Source organism: Pseudarthrobacter sp. LMD1-1-1.1, assembly GCF_040676255.1.
Lineage (GTDB): Bacteria > Actinomycetota > Actinomycetes > Actinomycetales > Micrococcaceae > Arthrobacter.
Window position 1 is genome coordinate 964060 of the sequence record NZ_JBEGHP010000001.1, and the last position, 26449, is coordinate 990508.

The following is a 26449-nucleotide window of genomic DNA, read 5'->3' on the forward strand; positions in this document are numbered from 1 at the left end:
ACCCATGACGCACACAGCAGCACAGGGCTCTCCGCTTGCCCCGGAGTGGCTTGCCGTTCCGGATGACCTCAATGCCCTCCACGAACCAATGTGGGCCGGCGACGCAGCGCGCAACGCCGACGGTGAACTCGCCATTGGCGGCATCCCCGTCAGCGAGTTGCAGCGGCAATACGGGACCCCGCTTTTCGTGATGAGCGAGAACGACTTCCGTGCCCGGGCCAGGGCATTCAGCGACGCGTTCAACAACGCCTTCGCGGATATCTGCGGGGGAGTGGACGTCTACTACGCCGGCAAGTCGTTCCTCTGCACCGCAGTGGTCCGCTGGGTGGAGGAAGAGGGGCTGCGGCTGGACACGGCCTCGGGCGGGGAACTCGCCGTGGCCTACCGGGCCGGAATTCCCGGGGCGGACGTCGCCCTGCACGGCAACAACAAGTCCGACGGCGAGATCCACAGGGCGCTTGACATGGGCCTGGGGCGGATCGTGGTGGACAGCCTCGATGAGCTCGTGCGCGTCGGTGCGATCGCGCAGGGGCGCGGGGAGCAGGCGAAGGTCATGCTGCGGCTCACCCCCGGCGTGCATGCCCACACGCACGAATTCATTGCCACCGCCCACGAGGACCAGAAGTTCGGCCTGTCCATGGCCGCCGACACCACCGATGAAGCGGGGATCTCCGCTGCCGAGGAAGCGGTGGCCGCTGCATCAGCGCATCCCGGTATCGAGTTGCTCGGCCTGCACTGCCACATTGGCTCCCAGATCTTCGAGCCGGACGGCTTTGCGCTGGCCGCCGAGAAGCTGCTGCGCTTCCTGGCCGCCATGCAGGAAAAGTACTCCATCATCCTGCCGGAACTGGACCTTGGCGGCGGCTACGGGATCGCCTACACGCCGGTGGACACCCCGCGCCCTGCCGCGGAGATCGCCAACGCGATGGCCGCCGTTGTGCGTTCCACCTGCGCCGAACTGGGCATCGACGCGCCGCGCATCTCCATTGAACCGGGACGCGCGATCGTTGGCAGCACTACCTTCACCCTGTATGAAGTGGGCACGCTGAAGACGGTCCGCGTGGACGCACCCGGTACGTCCGGTGACAGTGACGCGGGCAACAACGTTACGTATCCCCGCCGGTATGTTTCGGTGGACGGCGGCATGAGCGACAACGCCCGCCCGGTGCTGTACGACGCGGATTATTCGGCAGTCCTGGCCTCCCGCACCTCCAGCGCCGCCCCGCAGCTGTCCCGCGTAGTGGGCAAACATTGCGAGAGCGGCGACATAGTTGTTAGAGATGTATATCTGCCCGAGGACGTGGCAGCCGGTGATCTGCTTGCTGTACCGGGAACCGGCGCCTACTGCTGGGCCCTCTCGAGCAACTACAACTATCTGGCCCGGCCGGGCGTTGTCGCGGTGCGCGACGGATCTTCCCGGCTGATTGTCCGCGGGGAAACCGAAGAAGATCTGCTGAACCGCGACATGGGAGCCTGAATGACGGAAATGCGAACGCTGAAAGTAGCCCTGCTGGGCTGTGGCAACGTTGGAGCCCAGGTTGCGCGGATCCTCATTGAGGACGCCGACGCCCTCGCTGCCCGCACCGGTGCCCGCCTGCAGCTCAGCGGCATCGCCGTGCGCAACGTCAACGCCGCCCGCGACGTGGACCTGCCGCAGGAGCTCTTCACCACCGACGCCGAAACCCTCGTCAAGGACGCGGACCTGGTGATCGAACTGATGGGCGGCATCGAGCCTGCCCGCACCCTGATCCTCTCCGCGCTGCGCAACGGCGCCTGCGTTGTCACCGGCAACAAGGCACTCCTGGCCCAGGACGGCCCAACGCTCTACGAAGAAGCGGACAAAGCCGGCGTCCAGCTGTCCTACGAGGCCGCGGTGGCCGGCGCCATCCCGATCCTGCGCCCCATCCGCGACAGCCTCTCGGGCGACCGCATCACCCGGGTGCTGGGCATCGTCAACGGCACCACCAACTTCATCCTTGACCAGATGGACACCACCGGCGCCCAGTTCGCCGATGCCCTCGCCGAAGCCCAGCGCCTTGGCTACGCCGAAGCAGACCCCACTGCCGACGTCGAAGGCCACGACGCCGCCGCCAAGGCCGCCATCCTCGCGTCACTGTCCTTCCACACCCGCTTTGCGCTGGACGATGTCCACTGCGAGGGAATCACGTCCGTCAGTGCTTCGGACATCGCCGCCGCAAAGGACGCCGGCTTCGTCATCAAGCTGCTGGCCATCGCGGAGAAACTGACCGACGCCGACGGCAAGGAAGGCGTGTCCGTCCGCGTGCACCCCACCCTGCTGCCGCGCGAACACCCGCTGGCCGCCGTCCGCGGTGCCTTCAACGCGGTATTCATCGAGGCCGAAAACGCCGGAGAGCTGATGTTCTACGGCCAGGGCGCCGGGGGCACCCCGACGGCATCCGCTGTCCTGGGCGACCTCGTGTCAGCAGCCAGGCGCCTGGTCCTGGGCGGTCCCGGCCGCACCGAAACCACCACGGGCCACGTTCCCGCGCTGCCCATCGACGCGGCCACCACGAGTTACTACATTGGCCTGGACGTCGCCGACCAGCCCGGCGTCCTGGCAAAGATCGCCCAGCTCTTCGCCGAGCACGGCGTCTCCATCGAAATCATGCGGCAGACCATCCACCGCGATTCAGCTTCCAACGTGGAGTCGGCCGAACTGCGGATCGTCACCCACCGTGCGTCAGAGGCTGCCCTTGCAGCCACCGTCGAGGCCGTGAAGGGCCTGGACGTCATCAATTCAGTTACATCCGTTTTGCGGGTAGAAGGAGTCTAAGTGGCTCACCAATGGCGCGGTGTCATCCGCGAATACGCTGACCGTCTGCCCGTGACGGAGTCCACCAGGGTCATCACCCTGGGCGAGGGCGGCACCCCGCTGGTGCACGCGCAGAAGCTCTCCGAACTCACCGGTTCCGAGGTCTACCTCAAGGTGGAAGGCATGAACCCCACCGGCTCCTTCAAGGACCGTGGCATGACCATGGCGATGACGGCAGCAGTTGCCTCCGGCGCGAAGGCCGTTGTGTGCGCTTCCACCGGCAACACGTCCGCCTCTGCTGCTGCCTACGCCACGGCCGCCGGCCTCAAGTGCGCGGTGCTGGTGCCCGAAGGCAAGATCTCCATGGGCAAGCTCAGCCAGGCGATCGCCCACGGGGCCACCCTCCTCCAGGTGGACGGCAACTTCGACAACTGCCTGGACATAGCCCGCAAGCTGGGGGAGTCCTACCCCGTCTTCCTGGTGAACTCGGTAAATCCCGCCCGCATCCAGGGCCAGAAGACCGGCGCCTTCGAAGTGGTCGATTCCCTGGGTGACGCACCGGACATCCACGTTCTGCCCGTGGGCAACGCCGGCAACATCACGGCCTACTGGAAGGGCTACAAAGAGTACTCCGCTCCCTTCGAATCGGAGACGGCCGGCACACTTCCCGCCGTATCCACCAGGACACCTGCCATGTGGGGCTTCCAGGCCGCCGGTGCCGCCCCCTTCGTCGCAGGCCACCCCATCACGGAACCGGACACCATCGCCACTGCCATCCGCATTGGAAACCCGGCGTCCTGGGACGGTGCCGTCGGCGCCCGTGACGAATCCGGCGGGCTCATCGAGGCCGTCACCGATGAGGAGATCCTGAACGCCCACCGCTGGCTGTCGTCCAAGGAAGGCGTCTTCGTGGAGCCCGGTTCCGCCGCAGGCGTGGCCGGACTGCTCAAGAAGCACGCCGCCGGCGAGGTCCCCAGCGGAAAAACCATCGTCATCACCGTCACAGGCCACGGACTCAAGGATCCCCAGTGGGCCCTGCGCACCGAGGACGGCAGCGATGTCCAGCCGGTCAAGGTCCCCAACGACGTCGTCACCGTAGCCGCTGAGCTGGGACTGGAAGAAAAATAACCTTGGACACCACCTCGCAGGCCGCCGTCGGACTGCAACTGATTGAGCCGGGCCAGCGCGTCACTGTCCGCGTCCCCGCCACCACGGCCAACCTTGGTCCCGGCTACGACAGCCTGGGGCTTGCCCTGGCCCTGCACGACACCCTGACCGTGGAAAGCCTGGACACGGACGAACTCGTCTTTGACCTGCGCGGCGAAGGGGCGGAAACCCTTCCCCGGGATGCCAGCCACCTGGTGGTCCGGGCCATGGATGCGGCCTTTGAACGGCTGGGATTCCGCCACGGCGGCCTGAAGGTGACTGCCGAAAACGTCAACCCGCACGGCAGGGGGCTGGGCTCGTCCGCCTCGGCGGTCGTGGCGGCTGTGTCTGCCGCCAATGCCATGGTTCCAGCGGAAAACCAGCGCGGCCGCGACTGGATCCTGCAGCTCACCAGCGAAATGGAAGGCCACCCGGACAACGTCGCACCCGCGATTTTCGGCGGACTGGCGCTGTCATGGCAGGACAGTGAGCAGTACAGCAGCACCACTGCCACCGTTACCGGTTCGATCATCCCCATCGTGGCGGTACCCGACTTCGAACTGTCCACCGAAGCAGCCCGCGCCCTGCTGCCCGCATCAGTGGGACACCATGCGGCGGCCATGAATTCGGGCCGTGCGGCGCTGCTGATCCATGCATTGACGCAAAAGCCTGAGTTTCTCCTGCCGGGCACCGAGGACTACCTGCACCAGAGCTACCGGGCGGAAGCCATGCGGCCCAGTGCGGCGCTCATCGGCGCCCTCCGTAAAGCAGGCTACGCAGCAGTGGTTTCCGGCGCCGGGCCAACCGTCCTGGTGCTGGCCAACGGCGAAGCGCAGGCCAGTGATGCACTGGCCTTCATTGAGGCCTTTACATCGGAGAACACGCCGGACATTGGCTGGCGCGTGCTGAAGCTCGCAGTGGACGTTGAAGGTGCTAAGGTGGACGTGCACCGGCGGTAATTCCGCCTATCTGATCTGCTCCTGCATTCAGTTGCTGTTTGATCTACCACTGTGAATGTATTCCGGTGCCACCTGCTTGGTCTGTCGCAGGAATCTGCAGCATCCAACTGCCCCTGAAGCGTCAGTCAGGCGTTGCGCCGTGGGCGCAGCGCAAGGTGAATCAGTATCCGGCCCTGCTGGCCGAAATCCAACCGGCAAGGCTGAAATCCGGCTGCAGATCTGAACTGCAGCCCAGATCAAATCATCGCGTCCAGCTCCCAGTCTGGACGCCGTCGAGGGGGAAGGATCCTTCGTGACCGAAACCACTGAGCTGTCGCCAGCTGTGGAACACACAACTTCTGCTGCCGAATCATCGGCCGCACCCGCCAAGAGCAGTGGCCTCGCCGGCCTGAAGCTCGCCCAGCTGCAGGCCCTCGCCAGCCAGCTCGGCATCTCCGGCGGCTCCCGCATGCGCAAGGGGGACCTGGTTTCGGCCATCTCCGCCCACCGCGCAGGGACCCTGACCGTCAAGACTCCTGCGAAGGCAACGGAAAAGGCTCCGGAAAGCAGCGTGGCTCCTGCCGCAGCCGCTCCGGAGGCCGCTGCCGCGGAAGCTCCTGCCGCTGAAGGCACCCGTGCCCGCGGACGCGGCCGCAGCCGCCGCGCTGTCAGTGACGGCGTGGTTGCACCGGCAACCGAAGCTCCCGTCGTGGAAACCGCTGCCGCACCTGCCGCTGCAGCCGTCGAGGCGCCGTCGGCCGCCCCCACGGAAACCACCGAGGCAACGGAAGGCGCCCCCGAGCGCCGCCAGCCGCGCACCCGCAACCGCCGCCGCGGCGAAGCCGCTGCCGCCTCCGTCCAGGAAGCCCCGGTGGAAACCCCGGCAGAGCAGCCGGCCGCGGAACAGCGTGCAGGCGAACAGCGTGCAGGTGAACAGCGCACCGAAACCCCCGCAGAAGCAGGGGACGCCGGCCAGCGCACCGAACGCCGTGACGGCGGCCGCACCCGCGGCCGTGACAACACCCGCGATTCCGATGGCGGCCGCGACAATGCCGGCAGCCGCGAAGCCGGCCAGCGCGATGGCGGCCGGGACAACCGCGACAACGACGACGCCGACGGCGGAAGCCGCCGCAACCGCCGTAACCGCCGTGACCGGAATGACCGCAACGACCGTTCCGGCGGCCAGGACCGGGACAACTCGCGCAACGACCGCTTCCGCGACCGCAACGACCGCCGCCGAGGCCGCAACCAGGGCCCGGACGTAGACGACGTCGAGGTCACCGACGACGACGTGCTGCTGCCGGTCGCCGGCATCCTCGACGTCCTGGAGAACTACGCGTTCATCCGCACCTCCGGCTACCTGCCCGGCCCCAACGACGTCTACGTCTCCCTGGCCCAGGTCAAGAAGTACAACCTGCGCAAGGGTGACGCCGTGGTAGGCGCAATCCGTGCACCGCGCGAAGGCGAAGACCGCAGCCAGCAGTCCAACCGCCAGAAGTTCAACGCCCTGGTCCGCGTCACGTCCGTCAATGGCAAGACGCCGGAAGAACTCAAGGACCGCGTCGAATTCGCCAAGCTGGTTCCGCTGTACCCGTCGGAGCGCCTGCGCCTCGAGACCGACCCCAAGAAGATCGGCCCCCGCGTCATCGACCTCGTCGCCCCGATCGGCAAGGGCCAGCGCGGCCTGATCGTCTCCCCGCCCAAGGCCGGCAAGACGCTCATCCTGCAGTCCATCGCCAACGCGATCACCACCAACAACCCTGAGGTCCACCTCATGATGGTGCTGGTTGACGAACGGCCCGAAGAAGTCACGGACATGCAGCGCACCGTCAAGGGGGAAGTCATTGCCTCCACCTTCGACCGTCCCGCAGACGACCACACCACCGTGGCCGAACTTTCCATCGAACGCGCCAAGCGCCTCGTGGAAATGGGCATGGACGTGGTGGTCCTGCTGGACTCCATGACCCGCCTGGGCCGTGCCTACAACCTGGCAGCACCGGCCTCCGGCCGCATCCTGTCCGGTGGTGTGGACTCCGCAGCCCTCTACCCGCCCAAGCGCTTCTTCGGTGCCGCCCGCAACATCGAAAACGGCGGCTCGCTCACCATCCTGGCCACCGCCCTCGTTGAGACCGGCTCCAAGATGGACGAGGTCATCTTCGAAGAGTTCAAGGGCACCGGCAACATGGAACTACGCCTGTCCCGCCAGCTGGCAGACAAGCGCATCTTCCCGGCCGTGGATGTCAACGCATCCGGTACCCGCCGCGAAGAGAACCTGCTCTCGCCCGAAGAAGTCAAGATCATGTGGAAGCTGCGCCGCGTCCTCTCCGGACTCGAGACCCAGCAGAGCCTTGAACTGCTCACCAACAAGATCCGGGAAACCCAGAGCAACGTCGAGTTCCTCATGCAGGTCCAGAAGACGACGCTTGGTGCGAAGTCGGATAACGACAAGTAGCTGAGTAAAGGGGCGGGGTGCCGGAAAATCCCGCGGCTTGGGGGCCGCGCGGATTTTCCGCCCCCGCCCCTTCGCGTGGCGGCTCAGTCCTGACGGACGTGAGCCGCCACGCTCCGGCAGGCCCGATGCCACTCCCAGGGCGGAAAATCCACGCGGCCGGCGCCAGCTCACCGGGTGCCCCGCATGCTTTGGGGTTGGATTCCTGTGCCTGACTAAACTAGGTGCAGAACGAAAGGTTTTGAAAAATGTTTGAGTCCGTACAGGGCCTGCTTGATGAGCATGACTCCATCCAGGCGCAGCTGGGGGATCCTGCTGTTTATGCTGACCAGCGGCTTGCCCGGAAGCTGGGGCGGCGGTCGGCTCAGCTCAATGGCATTGTTGAGGCCTACCACAAGTGGGAAGGCATCCGGGATGACCTTGCTGCCGCCAAGGAGATGGCTGCCGAGGATCCCGAGTTTGCTGCCGAGGTGCCTGAACTCGAGGCCGCGCTGGAGACGGCTGCCGCCAAGCTGCGGCGCCTGCTGATTCCGCGCGATCCGGACGACGCCCGTAACGTGATCCTCGAGGTCAAGGGCGGCGAAGGTGGCGACGAGGCTGCCCTGTTCGCCGGCGACCTGCTGCGCATGTACACCCGCTACGCGGAGTCCCGCGGTTGGAAGACCGAAATCATCTCCGCTACCGAATCGGACCTGGGCGGCTACAAGGACGTCCAGGTGGCCGTCAAGGGCAACTCGAACGACCCCGCTGAGGGCGTGTACGCCCGGCTTAAATTCGAAGGCGGCGTGCACCGCGTCCAGCGCGTGCCTGTAACCGAGTCCCAGGGACGCATCCACACCTCCGCTGCCGGCGTGCTGGTCCTGCCCGAAGTGGACGAGCCGGAAGAGCTCGAGATCAACCAGAACGACCTCAAAATCGACGTGTACCGGTCCTCGGGCCCGGGTGGCCAGTCCGTGAACACCACGGACTCCGCTGTGCGCATCACGCACCTTCCCACCGGCATTGTGGTGGCCATGCAGAACGAGAAATCCCAGCTGCAGAACCGTGAGGCCGGCATGCGCGTCCTCCGTGCCCGCATCCTGGCGCACCAGCAGGAGCAGATCGACGCCGCCAACTCGGAACAGCGCAAGTCTCAGATCCGCACCATGGACCGCTCCGAGCGCATCCGCACGTACAACTACCCGGAAAACCGGATCGCCGACCACCGCACCGGCTACAAGGCCTACAACCTGGACCAGGTCATGAACGGTGACCTGGAACCGGTCATCCAGTCGGCGATTGAAATGGACGAGCAGGCGCGGCTGGACGCCATCGGCGACTGATCGGAAGCTGCCACCCATGACCGAGCCCACCTCCGCGGTGCCTGCCCAGACCCAGACACTGGCTGCAGCTGTCCGTGAGGCTGCCGCACTGCTGGCTGAGGCCGGGGTCCCCAGCCCCCGCGCCGACGCGGAGCTCCTGGCGGACCACCTCCTGAACGTCGGGCTGGGACGCCTGCGCTCTCTGATGCTTGGCGACACTCCCGCACCGCCGGGGTATGCCGAGCTGGTGGCCGAACGTGCGCGCCGGATCCCGCTGCAGCACATCACCGGAGTGGCATATTTCCGCTACCTGGAGCTGGCGGTGGGGCCGGGGGTCTTCATTCCGCGTCCGGAGACCGAATCGGTGGTCCAGCTGGCCATCGACCATGTCCGTGGCATGGACAGTCCCCGCATTGTGGACCTTGGGACGGGGTCCGGCGCCATCGCCGGTTCGCTCGCCTCCGAGCTTCCCGGAGCCGAGGTACACGCTGTCGAATTCAGCCCGTTCGCGCACGCCTGGGCGGCGAAGAACCTGGCGCCCCTGGGCGTCAACCTTGTCCTGGGGGACCTGCGCGACGCCTTCATGGAGCTCAACGGAAGCGTCGACGTCGTGGTTTCCAACCCTCCGTACATCCCCGCCGAAGCCATCCCCAACGAACCCGAAGTAGCCCTGCACGATCCGCCGGAGGCTTTGTACGGCGGGGGAGCGGACGGCATGGAACTTCCGACGGCGGCAGCGGCCTCCGCTGCCCGGCTGCTGCGGCCGGGGGGCTACTTCGTCATGGAACACGCAGAAGTCCAGGCCGGCTGGATTGCCGCCATGCTCGCAAAGACCGGAACCTGGACAGCCATCACAACGCACCTGGACCTCAACGGCAAGAAGCGCGCCACCAGCGCCGTGCTCGTGGAGGACTCCGCACGGAATGAAAGAATGGGCCAGTGACCACAACTTATGACTGCACCATCGACGACGAGCGGGCCCGGGGGCTGGAACACGCCCAGCGCGCCATCAGTGAAAAGAAGTGCGTCGTGCTCCCCACGGACACCGTCTACGGGATCGGCGCGGACGCGTTCTCGCCGCATGCCGTCACCATGCTGCTGGTATCCAAGGGACGCAGCCGCACCATGCCGCCGCCCGTCCTGATTCCGCGGATCAACGCCCTGGACGGCCTGGCCACTGAGGTCTCGGCCGACGCACGGAAACTGGCCGAGGCCTTCTGGCCCGGAGGCCTGACGCTGATCCTGCACGCACAGCCGTCCCTGGACTGGGACCTGGGCGAAACCAAGGGGACCGTGGCCCTGCGGATGCCTGCCGACGAAGTGGCCCTGGAACTGCTGACCTTGACCGGCCCGCTTGCCGTGTCCTCGGCAAACCGCACCGGCCACGCACCGGCCCAGACTGCTGCTGCCGCCCGGGAACAGCTTGCTGATTCCGTCGAGGTGTACCTGGAGGGCGGCCAGCGCCCCGTAGAGGGCGAGGCCGGCGTGCCGTCCACCATTGTGGATGCCACCGGCCCCATCCTGCGCGTGGTGCGCAACGGGGCAGTGAGCCTGGACCAGCTCCGCGGGCACGTCCCCGGCGTCCTGGGCCTGGGAGAGATCCCCATGGCCGAAGAGGAAGCCGGCCAGTCAAGCGCAGCCGGCGTACAGGACGACGGCGGGGCCGCACCTGAGGCGTCCGGGTCGTCCGCCGTGACCGGCCCGGCCACGGAATCCGCCACGCCGGCCGGGAACCAGCAGCCTTGATGGCGCTGGACCGCCAGCAGATCCCTGTCCTGGACGTCCACGCCACGCCGCTGCGCGTCCCCGAACTGGTGGCGGAACTGAGCAGCTTCGTGGCGGATGGCTCCACCCGTACCGTCCTGGGCCACAACCTGCACAGCGTGACGCTGGCTTTGTCCGACGACGGATTCCGGCGCCTCTATGAGGACAGCGACGTCGTGCTCCTGGACGGGGCACCCGTGCTGTGGCTGTGGGGGAGGACCGGCAACGCCGAAGGCCCCGTCATGGATTACCGGCTGGGTTCAACGGACTGGCTGCCGGCGCTGGACCAGGTGCGCGGCCTTGACCGGATTGCCGTGATCGGTGCCGGTGCGGAAGCGAACGCCGGGGCAGTCAGCAGGCTGAAGGACATCGTTCCGGGCGCCCGCGTCTCAGGCTTTCCCGGTGAAGGATGGGGTCCTGAGCTGGAAGAGGCAGCCGTTGCCTGGCTGCACCGTGAACAGCCGCAGCTTGTCCTGCTTGGCCTGGGCATGCCGCTCCAGGAGGAAGTGCTGCAGCGGCGGCTGGCTGAGATGCCGCCTGCCGTGTACTGCGCCGTGGGCGGCGCCATCGAGCAGTTGGCGGGCGTCCAGAAGCTGGCCCCCCGGTGGCTGGGCAGGATGGGCCTGGAGTGGGCCTGGCGCCTGCTCCTGCATCCCCGCCGCGTGGCCTACCGCGTGCTGGGGGAGCCCTGGGTCCTGCTGTGGCTCCTGGCCGCCCGGAGGCTCGGAAAACCGGTGCTGACCAAATAGCCCGGGGCCGTACGCAGCGGAGCGCGGCAAACGGCGGCAGGGCCCGCCTAGAACTTCTGGTCCTCCAACGGAGCAAAGCCCTTGCCCCGCAGGCCGGTGGTGAACGAACGGGCCCACCCCAGGAAGCCCGGAAGGTCGCGGCGCTGCAGGAAATAGCCCAGGTACCCGCCGACGTCGGCCACGAACGAGCGCACCCGGAAGTAGCGGCGGATCAGGTAGCCCCGGTTCCGGTAATAGTAGAAGCGCTTGAAGGCGGAGTCCGGGACGATCACGTGCCAGCGGGCGCCGTAGACGTGCTGCGTTTCCCCGAAGGCGTGCGGGTGCGTAATGGCCGTGGTGGTGACGGTGCCAAAGCGGATCCCGGCCTTGCGCAGCCGGATGGTGAAATCAACTTCATCGCCCCGGATGAACAGGCGCATGTCCGGCAGGCCCACCTTGAAGAACACGTCGGAGCGGATCAGCGCACCGTTGAAGAAATGGCCATCGTCCGGCAGGAAGCCACGTTTCTCCACCTCGGCCCTGTCGTGCGTGACCTTGCCGTCCAGCCGGAAGAAGAAGGACAACCGGTCGGGATGGCCGGGCGCCGTGACCAAAGGGACCACCGCCTCCAGGTCGCGTGCCTCAGCCTCACGAAGCAGCGTGGCGAGGCATTCCGGATCTGCCGGCTCGGCGTCGTCGTCCATCATCCAGATCCAGCGGGCACCGCTGGCGACGGCCTTCAGCGCGGCAAGCGCAAACCCGCCGGCGCCGCCCAGGTTCGCTTCGGAGCGCACATAGTCCACGTTGGGGTGCGCCGCAGCCACATCCGCGGCCGGGGTGGTGCCGCTGTCCACCAGGCAAATCGTGTCCACGTGCCGGCTCTGGGCGTTGATCGAATCCAGCAGGACGGACAGTTCCTTGGGCCGGTCGAAAGTCACGGCGGCAACCGCAATGCGGGGGGTCATGGGGGTCCTTTCAGCATGGCTGCAAGGGAGTTCCCCGCCTGTTGTGCGCCCGTGTGGCGCGGAGCCATGGTGCCGGTGGCACTAGTATCTTTGACTAGAGTCCACTGTAATACAGCCCTGTAAGGCGCTGCGCGCATGTCTGAGCGCACCGCCTGCTGCGCGCTCGGCGACGGAGAAGTTTCATTTATCGAAGAACAGATTCCCGGCCCGTGAGCCCACACACCCCCAACCGGCTGCCACCGCAGGCGAGCGGTTTTGGCGCCACCATCCTTGAAGCGGTTGCCGTCCCATGATCATGTACCTGCTTATGGGGCTCACCGCCGCCATCGTCTCCTACGCGGCCACCTGGGGCGCCCGCGTCGTGGGGCACCGGCTTGAGCTGCACCTGCCCATCCGCAGCCGGGACATGCATTCCACGCCGGTGTCCAGGCTGGGCGGGGTGGCAATCTTCCTGGGCGTCATGGTGGCGCTGGTCGTTGCCAGCCAGTCCTTCTTCGTCAAGGACATTTACCGCAACAACTTTTCACCGTGGGGTGTCCTGGCAGGAGCAGCTGTCATCGTCCTGGTGGGCGTGGCGGACGACCTGCTGGACATCCGCTGGTGGGTGAAGCTGATCGGCCAGAGCGCGGCCGGACTGACCGTGGCCATCTGGGGTGTGCAGATGACTATCGTCCCCTGGGTACCTGAACCCATCTACCTCCACGACGGAACACTGCGGATAGTGCTGACCGCCGGACTGATCGTCACCACCATGAACGCCTTCAACTTCATAGACGGACTGGACGGCCTCGCCGCGGGAGTGGCCATCATCGGCGGCACGGCGTTCTTCATTACCGCCTATTGGGTCCACCGCAACGCGGTACTGCTGGATTATTCGGACCTGGCAACGCTCATTACGGCCGTACTGGTGGGCGGGTGCCTTGGGTTCCTCCCGCACAACTTCTTTCCCTCGAAGATCTTCATGGGCGACTCCGGCGCCATGCTGATCGGGCTCCTCATGGCCTCGGCCGGCGTCGTGTCCACGGGGCAGATCACCTCGGGCCTCTACGACCGCGCCAACGGTATCTCCACCATCATTCCCATCCTGCTTCCCTTCGCCGTCCTCTTCCTGCCGCTGCTGGACCTCGGGCTGGCGGTCGTCCGGCGCACGGCCCGCGGGCGTTCGCCCTGGTCGGCGGACCGCGGACACCTGCACCATAAATTGCTGGACATCGGCTATTCGCACCGTACCGCCGTGGTCCTGATGTACCTGTGGACCGCCGTACTCTCCTTCGGCGGCCTGGCGTTTGCTGTCTTCCCCTGGCACGTCGTGCTCGCCGTGGACATCTTCGCCACGCTGGTCATGGGACTGGTGACAGCGTGGCCGTACCTGTCCCGCGGCAACGGGGAAACTGCGGCGTAACGGCAGTTCTGAATTATTTCTATCTCGTGTAGAATTTAGGGGCAGCCCAAGCTGCCACTCCACCCCCTGCCTCCTGGCGATCCGCCATGTGGTGACGACGATTGGGATCTCATGACCTCCAACGCCGAGTCCGGACCTGCCTCCGGCAATGGACCCGTTGGTACGTCTGGTCCCACCCGTTCGCTCTGGCTGAACCTGCTCAAGCGCAGCTCTATTGCTGCGGCTGCCGGACTTGTGCTGTGCGCAATCCCGGCCGCCGTCCTCAACGGGGCAACCGGGGCGCTCTCCAGCGTCCTGGGCGGCCTGCTGGTGATGCTGTTCTTCGGCATCAGCCTGCTGGTGGGCCACTTCGTGGGACGAAGCAACCCATCGGGTGCAATCGGAATGTTCGTCGCCACCTACTTCATCAAAGTGGTTGGCTTTGCCGTTGTCCTGTTCGTCATCGGTGCTCCTGAATGGCTCCACGGCCGCTGGTTCATCATCGGCGCCATCGTGGCCGTCATCCTGTGGCAGGCCGCGGAGATCCATGGCTTCAGCAGGGCGCGACTCCAGATCTACAACGATCCAGAAGACAAGGGAGCATCCAATGCGTGATCGGAAAAAAACCGCAGGCGCCGCACACGGCAAACGCGGATCAACCGACTCCACGCAGGGTCCTGCCGACGTGTCCACCGATGGCGGCTACAACGCTGGAATGGCTGTATTCAGCTACATCATTGGCGGAATCATCGTCTGGAGTTTGATAGGGTGGGGACTGGATTATCTGTGGGGAACGCGCTGGATTGTGCTCGCAGGCGCTCTGCTTGGAGCCGTCGGAGGTTTCTACCTTTCCCACATGCACGGCCTCACCAGTTCCCGAAAAATTGCTGATGGGCGCCATGCTCCCAGCGCACCGTCCCAGGACGGAAAAGATAATGCCAAATAATTTCACATGGGGAACAGCAGGCTGTCAGGCTGCCGGACCCCGCCCAACGCCCAATGATGGACACTGCAGAGAGGAAACGCGTTGATCGCGCTTGCGCTCCCGGCCCAAGATTCAGGAGAGTTCACTCCTCCTGGTATTAACGAAATGCATTTGCCGGCAATCCTGCCGTGGGGTGCCGCAGAAGGATTCTCCAAGCAGATGCTGCTGGTCCTCCTCTCTGTCGTCTTTATCGCCGTCTTCTTCGTGCTCGCCGCACGCAAGCAGCAGCTGGTACCCGGCAAGCTCCAGTTCGCCGGCGAAGCCGCTTACGGCTTCGTCCGCAACGGCATTGCCAAGGACATCATCGGCGGCAGGGACTTCATCAAGTACGTCCCCCTGCTGTTCAGCCTGTTCTTCTTCATCCTGGTCAACAACATCTACGGCGCAATCCCGGTGTTCCAGCTCCCCACGTTCTCGCACGTGGGTGGAGCGTATGTGCTGGCCGGCCTGGTGTACGTCACCTGGATCGCCATCGGCGTCAAGAAGAACGGCCTGCGCTACTTCAAGCTTGCAACGGTCCCCTCGGGCGTGCCGTGGTACATCCTGCCGATCGTCATCCCGATCGAAATCATCTCCAACTTCGTTGTCCGGCCCGTCACGCACAGCCTCCGTCTGTTCGCGACCATGCTCGCCGGCCACCTGATCGTGATGATCGCCGGTTCCGGCATCGAGTACCTCATCATGCAGGAGAACGTGCTGCTGAAGGGAACCTCGATCCTGGTTCTCGCCGGTGCCATCGCCATGTACATGCTTGAAGCCCTGATCATGGTCCTGCAGGCCTATGTCTTTACGCTGCTGACCGCGATCTACATCGAAGGCGCACTGCACGCCGACAGCCACTAGGCACGCCGGCCGGGGCAACACGCACCGGCGGCACACCACAGTCTTCCCCTAGCGGGGATGAAGCAACCCAAACAACCTGCCACATAAGTGGCATCTTGAAAGGAAAAAAAAATGGAAGGCTCCATCAACGGCTCCCTCAACCTCATCGGCTATGGCCTCTCGGCTATCGGCGGTGGTATCGGTGTGGGTCTCGTGTTCGCTGCCTACATCAACGGCGTTGCACGCCAGCCGGAAGCCCAGCGCGTCCTGCAGCCGATCGCATTCCTTGGCCTGGCCCTGACCGAAGCACTCGCCATCCTGGGCCTGGTCTTCGCCTTCGTTCTCAAGTAAACCCTTCAGAACTTAGCGAACATTCAGAACCGAGTAGATAAGGACGGGTGAAATATGCATCAGCTGATCATCTCAGCCGCCGCTGAAGGCGACGTCAACCCCCTTGTTCCCAATGGCTGGGAAATGCTGGTTGTCTTCGTGGGCTTTGCCATCCTCTTCTTCATCGTGGTCAAGTTTGTTGTCCCGATGTTCGAGAAGACCTTTGCAGAGCGTGCCGAGGCCATCGAAGGCGGTATCGCCAAGGCTGAAAAGGCCCAGGCTGAGGCGTCTGCTGCACTCGAAGAGTACAAGCAGCAGCTGACCGACGCCCGCACCGAAGCCAACCGCATCCGTGAGGAAGCCCGCGCCGAAGGTGCCCAGATCCTCGCGGATCTCAAGGAGAAGGCGGCAGCAGAGTCTGCCCGCATCACCGCACAGGCCCACGTACAGATCGAATCCGAGCGCCAGGCGGCCGTTGTGTCCCTGCGCTCTGAGGTAGGCACCCTGGCCACCACCCTTGCCGGCCGCATCGTGGGCGAGTCCCTCGACGACGACGCACGCGCAGCACGGGTAGTGGACCGTTTCCTGGCAGATCTGGAGTCCCAGAACGCAGGTGCAGCTAAGTAATGGCAGGCGTATCGAGCGAATCGCTGGCAACAGCCCTTGCCGGTTTGGAAGCGAAGCTTCCCACGGCGTCGCTGCAGCTGGCAAAGGAACTCTTCGGAATTCTGGGAATGGTGGACAGCTCGGCTGGCTTGCGCCGTGCCCTGACTGACCCCTCCCGCAGCGGTGACGAAAAGTCGGCGCTGGTGCGGCAGCTGGTTGGCGGAAAAGTCTCCGCTGATGCTGCTGAGATCGCGTCCGGACTGGCCAGCTCACGCTGGGCATCGGCGCGTGACATCGGCGATGCACTCGAGACTCTTGCCGCAACGGTGGTCATTTCCGTTGCTGAAAACAAGTCGGCCGTTTCTGCCTCCGGAATCACTGGCCTGGAAGAGCTGGAAAATGATCTGTTTTCCTTCAACCAGGCTGTTGCCTCCAGCCACGAGGTACAACGTGCTCTGTCCGAACCGCAGGCATCGGGCGCAGCTAAGGCTGGCCTTGCCGAGAAGCTGGTACCCGGCGTCAGTGAGGAAGCCAAAGTCCTCATCACGCAGGCTGTCAGCGAGCCACGCGGGATCAAGCCCACCCGGCTTGTGGAACGGTTCGCCGAACTGGCGGCCAAGCGGCAGCAGCGCTGGATTGCAACGGTCAGCGTAACCCGGCCCTTGTCGCAGACGCAGCTGGCACGCCTCCAGGCGGGCCTGAATGCGCTGTACGGGCGGGAACTGAAGGTCAACATCAACGTTGACCCCTCGCTTATTGGCGGAATCCGAGTCCAGGTGGGGGACGAAGTGCTTGACGCTTCGGTTCTCTCCCGGCTGGGCGAACTGCAACGCCAGCTGGCCGGCTAGCCGGACAAGCACAACCAAACTGATAGAAAACCCGGTCACCGTTTGCGGTGATCACAAACAGGAGAGCAGGGACTGCAGATGGCCGAATTGACCATCAACGCCGACGACGTCCGTAATGCGTTGAACGAGTTCGCGGCGTCCTACGAACCCGGAAACGCAGAGCGCGTAGAGGTTGGCCGTGTAACGACCGCAGGTGACGGCATCGCCCGTGTTGAGGGCCTTCCCTCGGTCATGGCGAACGAGCTTCTTCGCTTCGAAGACGGCACGCTGGGCCTGGCCCAGAACCTTGACGTCCGCGAGATCGGTGTCATTATCCTCGGTGACTTCCAGGGCATCGAGGAAGGCCAGGAAGTGCACCGCACCGGGCAGGTTTTGTCCGTTCCGGTTGGCGACGCCTTCCTCGGCCGCGTGGTTGACCCCTTGGGCCAGCCCATGGACGACCTGGGCGAGATCAAGGCTGAGACCACCCGTGCCCTGGAACTCCAGGCGCCCGGCGTGACCCAGCGCAAGTCGGTCCACGAACCGATGCAGACCGGCCTGAAGGCCATCGACGCGATGATCCCGATCGGCCGCGGCCAGCGCCAGCTGATCATCGGCGACCGCCAGACCGGCAAGTCCGCCATTGCGATCGACACCATCATCAACCAGAAGGCCAACTGGGCTTCGGGAGATGTCACCAAGCAGGTCCGCTGCATCTACGTCGCCATTGGCCAGAAGGCGTCCACCATCGCCGCCATCCGCCAGACCCTCGAGGACAACGGCGCGCTTGAGTACACCACCATTGTGGCCTCTCCCGCGTCCGACCCCGCAGGCTTCAAGTACCTGGCACCGTACGCGGGCTCGGCCATTGGCCAGCACTGGATGTACGGCGGCAAGCACGTCCTGATCGTGTTTGATGACCTGTCCAAGCAGGCCGAGGCATACCGCGCCGTGTCGCTGCTCCTCCGCCGCCCGCCGGGACGCGAAGCCTACCCGGGCGACGTGTTCTACCTGCACTCCCGCCTGCTGGAGCGTTGTGCAAAGCTCTCCGACGAGCTCGGTGCCGGCTCCATGACGGGCCTGCCGCTGATCGAGACCAAGGCGAACGACGTGTCCGCCTACATCCCGACCAACGTCATCTCCATCACCGACGGCCAGATCTTCCTGCAGTCGGACCTCTTCAACGCCAACCAGCGCCCCGCTGTTGACGTGGGTGTCTCGGTGTCCCGCGTTGGCGGTGCCGCCCAGGTGAAGTCCATGAAGAAGGTCTCCGGTACCTTGAAGCTGGACCTCGCCCAGTACCGCGACATGCAGGCGTTCGCGATGTTCGCATCCGACCTGGACGCAGCGTCCCGCCAGCAGCTGACCCGCGGTGCACGCCTGATGGAACTGCTCAAGCAGGGCCAGTACTCGCCGTTCCCGGTCGAGGACCAGGTTGTCTCCATCTGGGCCGGCACCAATGGCTACCTGGATGACGTTCCCGTCGAGGACATCAGCCGCTTTGAGGCCGAGTTCCTGGAGCACCTGCGCCACAAGTCCTCGATCCTGACCACGCTGGCCCAGACCAACGTGCTGGACGATGACACCGTTGCCGCTCTGAAGTCCTCGATTGTGGACTTCAAGAAGGGCTTCTTCGGCGAGGGTGACAACCACCTGGTAGGCGCCGGCCACGAGGAGCATGACGCTATCTCCGAGGGCGAAGTCGACCAGGAAAAGATCGTCAAGCAGAAGCGCTAGTTCCGCATGGCCGGGTGTGCCGGGCCCCAGGGTCCGGCACACCCGGCTACGGAATGTTAGGAAAGGATAAGTATGGGAGCCCAGATCCGGGTCTACCGCCAGAAGATCAGCTCGACCACGTCGATGCGCAAGATCTTCAAGGCGATGGAACTGATCGCTACCTCGCGCATCGGGAAGGCCCGTGCGCGCGTAGCAGCTTCACTGCCTTACGCGAACGCGATCACGCGCGCCGTTTCTGCCGTCGCCAGCCAAAGCGAAATCGACCACCCGCTGACCACTGAGCCGGAGCAGATCCGCCGTGCCGCCGTCCTGGTAATCACCTCGGACCGTGGCCTCGCAGGATCCTACTCGGCCAGCGTGCTCAAGCAGGCGGAAGGTCTCTTCGAGCTGCTCCACGACGAAGGCAAGGAAGTCAAGACCTACCTCGTGGGCCGCAAGGCCCAGGCGTACTTCGAATTCCGGAACCGCGAGTACACGCGGGTCTGGACCGGAGGAACCGACGCTCCAGAGTTCGGCACCGCCCGTGAAATCGGCGAAGCGCTGCTGGCAGATTTCGCCACTGACTTCGAAGAGGGCGGCGTGGACGAAATCCACGTTGTCTACACCCGCTTCAAGTCCATGGTTACCCAGGAGCCGACGGTCATCCGACTGCTCCCGCTGGAAGTAGTGGAAGAACAGGCTGCTTCCGAGTCGGAGCTCCTGCCGCTGTACGAGTTCGAGCCGGAAACCGAGCGTGTCCTTGACGCCCTGCTGCCGCGCTACATCGAATCGCGGATTTTCGCAGCCATGTTGCAGGCGGCAGCTTCCGAGCTTGCGGCCCGCCAGCGGGCGATGAAGTCCGCAGGCGACAACGCAACGGACCTGATCAAGAAGTACACGCGACTGCGCAACACGGCCCGCCAGGCCGAAATCACGCAGGAGCTCTCCGAGATTGTCGCAGGTGCCGACGCTCTCGCGTCGTAGCCTCCCGACCCTCGGTTCCTCGGAACCAGCACCACCACAGATAGACTTAACCCCACGCCATCTACTGAATGAAGTGAGAGAGATGACTGCCACTGCTACCGAACACGTAGCCGCAACGTCCGGTGCAACCGGCCGTATTGCGCGCGTAATCGGCCCGGTTGTCGACGTCGAATTCCCGGCTGACGCAATCCCGTCGATCTATAACGCCCTTACCACCGAGATCACTCTCAACGGTGAGACCAAGACCATCACCTTCGAAGTTGCGCTGCACCTCGGCGACAACCTCATCCGCGCCATCTCGCTGCAGGCGACCGACGGCCTGGTCCGCGGCACCGGCGTCATTGACACCGGTGCCCCGATCTCCGTTCCCGTCGGCGACGGCGTCAAGGGCCACATCTTCAACGTGCTGGGCCAGCCCCTGGACGTTGCAGAGTCGGAACTGGAAGTCAGCGAACGCTGGCCCATCCACCGCAAGGCTCCCAGCTTCGCTTCGCTCGAAGGTTCCACCGAGATGCTGGAGACCGGCATCAAGGTCATCGACCTCCTCACCCCGTACATCAAGGGTGGAAAGATCGGCCTGTTCGGCGGCGCCGGCGTGGGCAAGACCGTTCTGATCCAGGAAATGATCACCCGTGTTGCCCGCAACTTCGGTGGTACTTCGGTGTTCGCCGGTGTTGGCGAGCGTACCCGTGAGGGCAACGACCTCTGGGTGGAAATGGAAGAGGCAGGCGTCCTCAAAGACACCGCCCTTGTTTTCGGCCAGATGGATGAGCCGCCGGGAACGCGCCTGCGCGTGGCCCTGTCCGCGCTGACCATGGCGGAGTACTTCCGCGATGTGCAGAACCAGGACGTGCTGCTCTTCATCGACAACATCTTCCGCTTCACCCAGGCAGGCTCCGAGGTTTCCACCCTGCTGGGCCGCATGCCTTCGGCCGTGGGCTACCAGCCCAACCTGGCGGACGAGATGGGCCTCCTGCAGGAGCGCATCACCTCCACCAAGGGCCACTCCATCACCTCGATGCAGGCCATCTACGTTCCCGCAGATGACTACACCGACCCGGCTCCGGCCACGACCTTCGCACACCTCGACGCGACCACGGAACTGTCCCGTGAAATCGCCTCCCGTGGTCTGTACCCGGCCGTTGACCCGCTGACGTCGACTTCCCGCATCCTGGATCCCCAGTACATCGGCAAGGACCACTACAACACGGCTGTCCGTGTGAAGCAGATCCTGCAGAAGAACAAGGAACTCCAGGACATCATCGCCATCCTCGGTGTCGATGAACTTTCCGAGGAAGACAAGATCGTCGTGTCGCGTGCACGCCGCATCCAGCAGTTCCTGTCGCAGAACACCTACACCGCCAAGCAGTTCACCGGCGTCGAGGGCTCCACGGTTTCCATCAAGGACACCGTTGAAGGCTTCGCAGCCATCTGCGACGGCGAACTCGACCACATCGCAGAGCAGGCCTTCTTCAACGTTGGCGGCCTCGATGACGTTGAGCGCCAGTGGGCCAAGATCCAGGAACAGACCAAGTAATATGGCTGAGCTTGAGGTTGAGATTGTCGCAGCGGACCACTTTGTGTGGTCCGGAGCGGCCAAGATGGTCAAGGCCCGCACCAGCGATGGTGAAATCGGAATCCTGCCCGGCCACTCGCCCCTGCTGGCGATCCTGGCCGAGGGTGAACTGGCAATCCAGCCGGTATCCGGGGACCGTATTGCGGTAGATGTGGACGGTGGATTCTTCTCCGTCGACAACAACCGTGTGGTTATCGTTGCTGACAACGCCCAGCTGGGCGGCTCGGCTACCGCTGGGATCCGCTAGCACGACCTTGATGGACGCACCGGGTATTTCGTTCATCGCACTGGCAATCGCGTTCGGATTGCTGATCTTTGCACTGTGCCTTTCGGGGGTGCGCCGCTTCAACCTGCGGCGTGCCCTCGGCACGGTGGACGCCTCCATTTGCGTAGCTGGAAACAGCTGGCAGATGGGGGTTTGTCGTTATCAGGACAACGACCTTGAATGGTTCAGGCTCATATCCCTGAGCGTCCGCCCCAAGTACACCTTCAAACGGAGCTCCCTGGAGCTCCTGGGGCGCAGGAAACCCACCGAAGCTGAAGCCGTCAAAGTCCAGCCGGACGTGGTGATCGTCGAACTCCGGTACGAGGGGCAGGACCTGCACTTCGCCATGAAATTCGACGCCTATACGGGTCTTTCCTCCTGGCTGGAAGCGGGTCCGGTCATCGGCGTGGGGACCTGGCGCTAGCCGGCGTGGACTGGTTTTCAGACATCCGGCTCACGGACGGTCCACTGTATGGAACCGTCCTGGTATTGGGAGTTGGCGGCGCAGCCTATCTCCTGGTGCCGCCCCGGCGTGCCTCCATGACGTCCGTGCACCGGGCCCGGACCTGGGCGCTGCGTATCCTCCTTGCTGCCGCCGCCGCGTTTGCGCTGGTGGCCACGGTGCACTGGGCCCTCATCAATGTCTTCACTGTCTTCCCGGAGGACCTGCCGGATCCCGTACTGCTGTGGCTGGTGCCCGGTGTGGCGGCGGTCCTCCTGGGCCTGCTCCGCCTGCCCAGGACGGGCTGGGGCGGACGCGGTGCCGGAATCCTCGCCATGCTGCTGGTGGTACTGCTCTCAGCAATCCAGATCAACGCCTACTTTGGCCTGAACAGGACGGTAAGCGACCTTTTGGGAACGGCACTGGCCCGGATACCGGTCCTCGAGCAGGACGTCATGCGGCACGCCGGCGAATCTGACGGTGTCCCGCTCCAGGGCTGGAAGCCCGAGGGCGAGTTGCCGGCCGGAGGCGAACTGCGGAAGTCCGCTATCCCGGGAACAGCGTCCGGGATGTCCACCCGGGATGCCTTCATCTACCTTCCCCCTGCCTATTTTGCTGCCAACAGGCCGGCGCTGCCTGTGCTGGTTCTGGTGGCCGGGCAGCCCGGCGGCCCGGCGGACTGGCTCACCGGCGGCGCAATCCGCGGCCATATGGATTCATTCGCCGCCGCACACGGCGGGGTGGCCCCGGTGGTGGTCATTCCGGACCCGAACGGGTCGCAGTCCGCAAACACCATGTGCATGGACAGCCGCATCGCCAAGGCAGACACCTACCTGTCCCAGGACGTGCCCCGCTGGATCAGTTCCACCCTGGCGGTGGACACCAACCACCGCCACTGGGCCGTGGGCGGGTTCTCCTTCGGCGGCACCTGCGCAGTGCAGATGGGAACACGGCATCCGGACATCTACGCGGACGTGCTGGCATTTTCCAGCGAGGCCGAACCCGCCATTGCCAAGGAACGGCAGAAGACCATCGACGCCGCCTTTCCTGGAAACCCCGAAGAATTCACCAAGCAGACTCCACTGGAGATCATGAAACACCAACGGTTCGAGTCCAGCGGCATGTACCTTACGGCAGGCCAAAACGATCCGGAGTTCGTGGGGAACCTCCGGACACTGGCCGCCGCGGCAGAGAACGCGGGCTTCACCGTCCAGGCACACGAGGTGGAACACACAGGCCACTCCTGGGATACCTCGTCCAAGCGCTTTGCGGACGCACTGCAGTTCCTGGGCAGCCAATGGGGCCTGCAGTGGTGAGCACCCGGAAACCGGACCGTACCGTCGTCCTGATGTGGGCCGCCGTCGGGCGCCCTGCCGTCCGGCAGGCGCTGGGCACACTGAAATCGATGCCCTTCACACTTGGTGTGCTGGTCGCCTTCCTGGCTGCTGCCGCATTGACCGGGAGCTTCCTGGATGGACCGCCGGAGCAACTCCTTGGACTGGCGTCCGTCAGCGGGCCCGGCCTGCGCGAGGGGCAGTGGTGGTCGCTGTTCACCAGCCTGTTCTTCGCCACCAACCCGCTGGCCTACCTCACCGCGTCGCTGATGATTGTCCTGCTGCTCGGACTCGCCGAGCGCAAGCTGGGCCGGCGCGCCGCCGTCGGACTCTTCTTTGGCGGCCAGTTTGCCGCCGTCACGGTGTTCCTCCTGGTCACCCAGCTGGCGGGGTACGTGGGGGACGGCTGGCTGGACAGGATGGTGGATGACAGCCTCATCGGGCCCTATGCGCCGGTCCTGACGGCGGGCCTTGCCGCCAGTGCGCGGATCACGCTGCTGTGGCAGCGCCGGCTCCGCACCGTGGTGCTGTCGATCTCGATCCTGCTGGTTCTGTACGTCGGGCACGCCGAGACCATCATTGGGCTCATCGGTGCCCTGCTTGGCCTCCTGGCAGGGTGGTGGATCCAGGGTGACCAGGGCCGGCTCCATCGCCATCGGTCCACCGGCCGCGAGACCAGGAACCTCCTGGCCCTCACCGTTGCCGTCTTTGCCGTGGGCCCCATCCTGACGGGAATCACGCGCGCGCCCACCGGCCCGCTGGCCCTGCTGCGGGACGTCGTGCTGAGTCCGATGCCCACGCTCAGCCAGCTCGTGTTCAACTGTGGCGCCACCGTTGATGCCTCCTGCCTGGAAACAGGCAGGGCAGGATTCGCCGGGCCGTTCGGCCTGGCGCTGGCAGTGGTGCCGGTCATCCTGCTGCTGATCTGCGCGGACGGCATGCGCCGGGGCCGCCGGCTGGCGCTCAACATAGCCTTGGCCATCCAGTTGGCTGTCACGGCGCTGGCAGCGGTCTACCTGGCCCTGTTCGCACTGGTTCCCTCACGCCTTCAGGGCACGCATGCCACGCCGCTGTCCTCGGCCTTCGCCCACGTGCTTCCACTCGTGGTCGTCCCCCTGCTGCTGGCGGTGGTCCTGTGGCTGAACCGCCGCCAGTTCCGCGTGCAGACCCGGCCGGGTGCCCGGCGCACCCTCGGGGCCGTGGTCTGCGGAACGTGGCTTGTCCTGGCCAGTTCCTACACCGTGGCCTGGTTCTCGTCCGGCGGCCTGGCCCGCGACGGCGGCCTGCTGGGCCTTTTCGCGGAGTTGGCCCGGCAGTATGTTCCGGTGCCCATACCCCAGCATTTCCGCCGGGTCTTCCCGGAACGGGACAGCGCCGAAGCCCTCCTGTTCGCCTACTCGGGGCCAATCTTCTGGCTCGTGGCCCTGGTGGCCGTGTGGTGGGTCCTCGTGGGCCGGCACCATGGCCTGAACTTCGGCCGGCAGGACCGGGACCGCGCCCGGCAACTGCTCCACCAGGGCGGCGGCCCGCTGTCCTGGATGGCGCTGTGGGAGCCCAACACGTACTGGTTCAGCCCGGACGGCGCCGGTGCCATGGCCTTCCAGCAGCACGGGACGGTGGCACTGACCCTGGGCGGCGCCTTTGGTGAGCGCAAGGCGGAGCAGCGCGTGACGGAGGGGTTCCTGGACTACTGCCGCAGCCAGGCGCTGATCCCCGCACTGTATTCCTGCGACGACACGCTGTGGCCGGCGCTCAGGGAACGGGGCTTCTCCCGGGTGGCGGTGGCGCAGGAGACGCGGCTGGCGCTGAACCAGCTGGAGTTCAAGGGAAAGGAATGGCAGAACGTCAGGACGGCCCTGAACCGCGCCGCCAAGCTGGGGGTGCACGCCGTCTGGGGCTCCTACCATTCGCTGCCGGCCGCACTCAGGTCGCGGTTGAACGAAGTGTCCGAGGAATGGGCGGCCGGTAAATCCGTTCCCGAAATGGGCTTCACGCTTGGGGGAGTGGACGAACTCGATGACGAGGAAGTCCTCTGCTGCCTGGCCGTGGACGGCAACGGTGCGGTCCACGGCGTGACCAGTTGGCTTCCGGTGTACGACGGCGGGCGGCTGGTCAGCCGGACGCTGGACGTCATGCGCAGGGGCAGTGAGGGCTTTCCCGGGGTCATGGAGTTCCTGATCGCTTCTGCCGTCCTTGAACTGCGCGATTCAGTGGACATGATCTCGCTGTCAGGCTCGCCCCTGGCCAGCCGTCCGGAGGACGCAGCCCAGGGCGACGCAGCAGGGGACGCCGAAAGGGAGGAAGACGCAGCCGCCACCGATGAAGGCGCGCAGAACCTCGTGAGGATCCTGGACCTGGTGGGCCACGCGCTTGAGCCCGTCTATGGCTTCCGCTCCCTGGCAGCCTTCAAATCCCGGTTCAAGCCCGAGTACCGGGCGCTGTACCTGTACTACCAGGACCCGCTGCACCTGCCCGCCATCGGGAGGGCGCTGACGCGCGCCTACCTGCCGGGGCTTTCCCTTGCCCAGGGCGCCCGCCTGGTCCGCAAATTAGTGACCTGACACCGGCCATACGCCGCTCAACGATAAAGTCATATTTGCGGCGCATATTTTCAAAAACAAATGATCCCCGGGCAATTGCGCCGGGGATCATTTGTTTTTGCTGACAGCCGCGCCAGGCGGCCGGGCGGTACTAGACCAGCGTTACGCCGGTGGCCTGGGGGCCCTTGGCACCCTGGCCGATTTCGAACTGAACGCGCTGGTTCTCGTCGAGGGTCTTGAAGCCACCGGTCTGGATCTCGGAGTAGTGAACGAAGACATCGCCATCCGAGTCGTCCGGGGTGATGAAGCCGAAGCCCTTTTCAGCGTTGAACCACTTGACGGTTCCCTGTGCCATTTATTTCTCCTCATTGTGGAACTTTTTAAGCCCGGCACACCTCGTGCCGACCTTGGTCACTCCGCGAGAAGAATCCTGGATTGCCTTGCCTGGGACAGGTCCGGCGCTGCAGGAGCTTCGCGCTCGCAACATGTCTTGCGAGCATGAAAAACACCTACACAAAGACTGAGATAAGAATTTCATGCCCGTTCCCGCAGGTCAACGGCCCGAACAGTAAAAAGG

25 protein-coding genes are annotated in these 26449 nt (G+C 65.0%); 23 read left to right on the plus strand and 2 right to left on the minus strand.

From position 1 onward, the window contains the following. Window positions 1-4: 4 nt before the first annotated feature. The 9 genes from lysA (at window position 5) to MRBLMD1_RS04675 (ending at window position 11120) form a co-directional block, all read left to right on the plus strand. Window positions 5-1477: a diaminopimelate decarboxylase gene (lysA, locus tag MRBLMD1_RS04635; RefSeq protein WP_364397799.1), complete on the plus strand. Its 1473-nt coding sequence runs from the start codon at window positions 5-7 to the stop codon at window positions 1475-1477. Then, window positions 1478-2794, plus strand: coding sequence for a homoserine dehydrogenase (locus MRBLMD1_RS04640; RefSeq protein WP_159631634.1), 1317 nt, complete (start codon window positions 1478-1480; stop codon window positions 2792-2794). After that, the gene (gene thrC / locus MRBLMD1_RS04645; RefSeq protein WP_224026471.1) at window positions 2795-3901 is read left to right on the plus strand and encodes a threonine synthase; all 1107 of its coding nucleotides are present in this window, start codon (window positions 2795-2797) and stop codon (window positions 3899-3901) included. Window positions 3902-3903: 2 nt separating this feature from the next. Then, window positions 3904-4878 (plus strand): homoserine kinase, encoded by a 975-nt coding sequence (gene thrB, locus MRBLMD1_RS04650; RefSeq protein ID WP_159631636.1) that lies wholly within the window; start codon window positions 3904-3906, stop codon window positions 4876-4878. Window positions 4879-5170: 292 nt separating this feature from the next. Beyond that, a complete protein-coding gene (gene rho / locus MRBLMD1_RS04655) occupies window positions 5171-7309 on the plus strand; it encodes a transcription termination factor Rho (protein ID WP_364397802.1) in 2139 nt (712 codons plus the stop codon). Between the two features lie 245 nt (window positions 7310-7554). Continuing rightward, window positions 7555-8628 carry a peptide chain release factor 1 gene (prfA, locus tag MRBLMD1_RS04660; protein ID WP_159631638.1) on the plus strand — a complete coding sequence of 358 codons (1074 nt, stop codon included), beginning with the start codon at window positions 7555-7557 and terminating at the stop codon, window positions 8626-8628. Window positions 8629-8644: 16 nt separating this feature from the next. Further along, window positions 8645-9550 (plus strand): peptide chain release factor N(5)-glutamine methyltransferase, encoded by a 906-nt coding sequence (gene prmC / locus MRBLMD1_RS04665; protein ID WP_364397805.1) that lies wholly within the window; start codon window positions 8645-8647, stop codon window positions 9548-9550. Further along, window positions 9547-10353, plus strand: a complete 807-nt coding sequence (locus MRBLMD1_RS04670) for an L-threonylcarbamoyladenylate synthase (protein WP_364397807.1) — start codon at window positions 9547-9549, stop codon at window positions 10351-10353. The genes prmC and MRBLMD1_RS04670 overlap by 4 nt, the downstream gene beginning before the upstream one ends. After that, window positions 10353-11120 carry a WecB/TagA/CpsF family glycosyltransferase gene (locus MRBLMD1_RS04675; protein ID WP_364397809.1) on the plus strand — a complete coding sequence of 256 codons (768 nt, stop codon included), beginning with the start codon at window positions 10353-10355 and terminating at the stop codon, window positions 11118-11120. Before MRBLMD1_RS04670 ends, MRBLMD1_RS04675 begins: the two co-directional genes overlap by 1 nt. 47 nt (window positions 11121-11167) lie before the next feature. On the opposite strand, the gene MRBLMD1_RS04680 is transcribed toward MRBLMD1_RS04675, so the two are convergent. Further along, on the minus strand, window positions 11168-12064 hold the full coding sequence (locus tag MRBLMD1_RS04680; protein ID WP_159631642.1) for a glycosyltransferase: 897 nt from the start codon (window positions 12062-12064) through the stop codon (window positions 11168-11170). 289 nt (window positions 12065-12353) lie between these two features. On the opposite strand from MRBLMD1_RS04680, the gene MRBLMD1_RS04685 reads away from it, so the two are divergent. From MRBLMD1_RS04685 to MRBLMD1_RS04750, 14 genes are all read left to right on the plus strand, one after another. After that, complete coding sequence (locus MRBLMD1_RS04685) at window positions 12354-13466, plus strand: MraY family glycosyltransferase (RefSeq protein ID WP_364397812.1); 1113 nt, start codon at window positions 12354-12356, stop codon at window positions 13464-13466. A gap of 111 nt (window positions 13467-13577) precedes the next feature. Beyond that, complete coding sequence (locus tag MRBLMD1_RS04690) at window positions 13578-14060, plus strand: hypothetical protein (protein ID WP_159631644.1); 483 nt, start codon at window positions 13578-13580, stop codon at window positions 14058-14060. Then, window positions 14053-14391 (plus strand): AtpZ/AtpI family protein, encoded by a 339-nt coding sequence (locus MRBLMD1_RS04695; RefSeq protein ID WP_224026464.1) that lies wholly within the window; start codon window positions 14053-14055, stop codon window positions 14389-14391. The genes MRBLMD1_RS04690 and MRBLMD1_RS04695 overlap by 8 nt, the downstream gene beginning before the upstream one ends. Window positions 14392-14472: 81 nt before the next feature. Continuing rightward, a complete protein-coding gene (atpB, locus tag MRBLMD1_RS04700; RefSeq protein ID WP_159631646.1) occupies window positions 14473-15273 on the plus strand; it encodes a F0F1 ATP synthase subunit A in 801 nt (266 codons plus the stop codon). A 111-nt stretch (window positions 15274-15384) separates the two neighbouring features. Then, window positions 15385-15603 (plus strand): ATP synthase F0 subunit C, encoded by a 219-nt coding sequence (gene atpE / locus MRBLMD1_RS04705; protein ID WP_003804776.1) that lies wholly within the window; start codon window positions 15385-15387, stop codon window positions 15601-15603. 54 nt (window positions 15604-15657) lie between these two features. Next, window positions 15658-16209, plus strand: coding sequence for a F0F1 ATP synthase subunit B (locus MRBLMD1_RS04710; RefSeq protein ID WP_159631647.1), 552 nt, complete (start codon window positions 15658-15660; stop codon window positions 16207-16209). Beyond that, window positions 16209-17036, plus strand: coding sequence for a F0F1 ATP synthase subunit delta (locus MRBLMD1_RS04715; protein ID WP_364397816.1), 828 nt, complete (start codon window positions 16209-16211; stop codon window positions 17034-17036). Before MRBLMD1_RS04710 ends, MRBLMD1_RS04715 begins: the two co-directional genes overlap by 1 nt. A gap of 78 nt (window positions 17037-17114) precedes the next feature. Next, window positions 17115-18752, plus strand: a complete 1638-nt coding sequence (gene atpA / locus MRBLMD1_RS04720) for a F0F1 ATP synthase subunit alpha (protein ID WP_141160059.1) — start codon at window positions 17115-17117, stop codon at window positions 18750-18752. Between the two features lie 72 nt (window positions 18753-18824). Continuing rightward, window positions 18825-19715, plus strand: a complete 891-nt coding sequence (locus MRBLMD1_RS04725) for a F0F1 ATP synthase subunit gamma (RefSeq protein ID WP_159631649.1) — start codon at window positions 18825-18827, stop codon at window positions 19713-19715. Window positions 19716-19797: 82 nt separating this feature from the next. Then, the gene (gene atpD / locus MRBLMD1_RS04730) at window positions 19798-21252 is read left to right on the plus strand and encodes a F0F1 ATP synthase subunit beta (RefSeq protein WP_159631650.1); all 1455 of its coding nucleotides are present in this window, start codon (window positions 19798-19800) and stop codon (window positions 21250-21252) included. A gap of 1 nt (window position 21253) precedes the next feature. Then, a complete protein-coding gene (locus MRBLMD1_RS04735) occupies window positions 21254-21538 on the plus strand; it encodes a F0F1 ATP synthase subunit epsilon (protein WP_018760117.1) in 285 nt (94 codons plus the stop codon). Window positions 21539-21548: 10 nt separating this feature from the next. Continuing rightward, window positions 21549-21980: a DUF2550 domain-containing protein gene (locus MRBLMD1_RS04740; RefSeq protein ID WP_159631651.1), complete on the plus strand. Its 432-nt coding sequence runs from the start codon at window positions 21549-21551 to the stop codon at window positions 21978-21980. A 5-nt stretch (window positions 21981-21985) separates the two neighbouring features. After that, window positions 21986-23314, plus strand: coding sequence for an alpha/beta hydrolase-fold protein (locus MRBLMD1_RS04745; RefSeq protein WP_159631652.1), 1329 nt, complete (start codon window positions 21986-21988; stop codon window positions 23312-23314). Further along, complete coding sequence (locus tag MRBLMD1_RS04750) at window positions 23296-25893, plus strand: bifunctional lysylphosphatidylglycerol flippase/synthetase MprF (RefSeq protein WP_201302406.1); 2598 nt, start codon at window positions 23296-23298, stop codon at window positions 25891-25893. The genes MRBLMD1_RS04745 and MRBLMD1_RS04750 overlap by 19 nt, the downstream gene beginning before the upstream one ends. A 130-nt stretch (window positions 25894-26023) precedes the next feature. On the opposite strand, the gene MRBLMD1_RS04755 is transcribed toward MRBLMD1_RS04750, so the two are convergent. Beyond that, window positions 26024-26227: a cold-shock protein gene (locus MRBLMD1_RS04755; protein WP_011692441.1), complete on the minus strand. Its 204-nt coding sequence runs from the start codon at window positions 26225-26227 to the stop codon at window positions 26024-26026. Between the last annotated feature and the right edge of the window lie 222 nt (window positions 26228-26449).

What these genes read in the sequence shown, in the direction of transcription:
- lysA (WP_364397799.1), top strand. Translation starts at nt 5, where the DNA reads ATGACGCACACAGCAGCACAGGGCTCTCCGCTTGCCCCGGAGTGGCTT.
- MRBLMD1_RS04640 (WP_159631634.1), top strand. Translation starts at nt 1,478, where the DNA reads ATGACGGAAATGCGAACGCTGAAAGTAGCCCTGCTGGGCTGTGGCAAC.
- prfA (WP_159631638.1), top strand. Translation starts at nt 7,555, where the DNA reads ATGTTTGAGTCCGTACAGGGCCTGCTTGATGAGCATGACTCCATCCAG.
- prmC (WP_364397805.1), top strand. Translation starts at nt 8,645, where the DNA reads ATGACCGAGCCCACCTCCGCGGTGCCTGCCCAGACCCAGACACTGGCT.
- MRBLMD1_RS04675 (WP_364397809.1), top strand. Translation starts at nt 10,353, where the DNA reads ATGGCGCTGGACCGCCAGCAGATCCCTGTCCTGGACGTCCACGCCACG.
- MRBLMD1_RS04680 (WP_159631642.1), bottom strand. Translation starts at nt 12,064, where the DNA reads ATGACCCCCCGCATTGCGGTTGCCGCCGTGACTTTCGACCGGCCCAAG.
- MRBLMD1_RS04685 (WP_364397812.1), top strand. Translation starts at nt 12,354, where the DNA reads ATGATCATGTACCTGCTTATGGGGCTCACCGCCGCCATCGTCTCCTAC.
- MRBLMD1_RS04690 (WP_159631644.1), top strand. Translation starts at nt 13,578, where the DNA reads ATGACCTCCAACGCCGAGTCCGGACCTGCCTCCGGCAATGGACCCGTT.
- MRBLMD1_RS04695 (WP_224026464.1), top strand. Translation starts at nt 14,053, where the DNA reads ATGCGTGATCGGAAAAAAACCGCAGGCGCCGCACACGGCAAACGCGGA.
- atpE (WP_003804776.1), top strand. Translation starts at nt 15,385, where the DNA reads ATGGAAGGCTCCATCAACGGCTCCCTCAACCTCATCGGCTATGGCCTC.
- MRBLMD1_RS04710 (WP_159631647.1), top strand. Translation starts at nt 15,658, where the DNA reads ATGCATCAGCTGATCATCTCAGCCGCCGCTGAAGGCGACGTCAACCCC.
- MRBLMD1_RS04715 (WP_364397816.1), top strand. Translation starts at nt 16,209, where the DNA reads ATGGCAGGCGTATCGAGCGAATCGCTGGCAACAGCCCTTGCCGGTTTG.
- atpA (WP_141160059.1), top strand. Translation starts at nt 17,115, where the DNA reads ATGGCCGAATTGACCATCAACGCCGACGACGTCCGTAATGCGTTGAAC.
- MRBLMD1_RS04725 (WP_159631649.1), top strand. Translation starts at nt 18,825, where the DNA reads ATGGGAGCCCAGATCCGGGTCTACCGCCAGAAGATCAGCTCGACCACG.
- atpD (WP_159631650.1), top strand. Translation starts at nt 19,798, where the DNA reads ATGACTGCCACTGCTACCGAACACGTAGCCGCAACGTCCGGTGCAACC.
- MRBLMD1_RS04735 (WP_018760117.1), top strand. Translation starts at nt 21,254, where the DNA reads ATGGCTGAGCTTGAGGTTGAGATTGTCGCAGCGGACCACTTTGTGTGG.
- MRBLMD1_RS04740 (WP_159631651.1), top strand. Translation starts at nt 21,549, where the DNA reads ATGGACGCACCGGGTATTTCGTTCATCGCACTGGCAATCGCGTTCGGA.
- MRBLMD1_RS04750 (WP_201302406.1), top strand. Translation starts at nt 23,296, where the DNA reads ATGGGGCCTGCAGTGGTGAGCACCCGGAAACCGGACCGTACCGTCGTC.
- MRBLMD1_RS04755 (WP_011692441.1), bottom strand. Translation starts at nt 26,227, where the DNA reads ATGGCACAGGGAACCGTCAAGTGGTTCAACGCTGAAAAGGGCTTCGGC.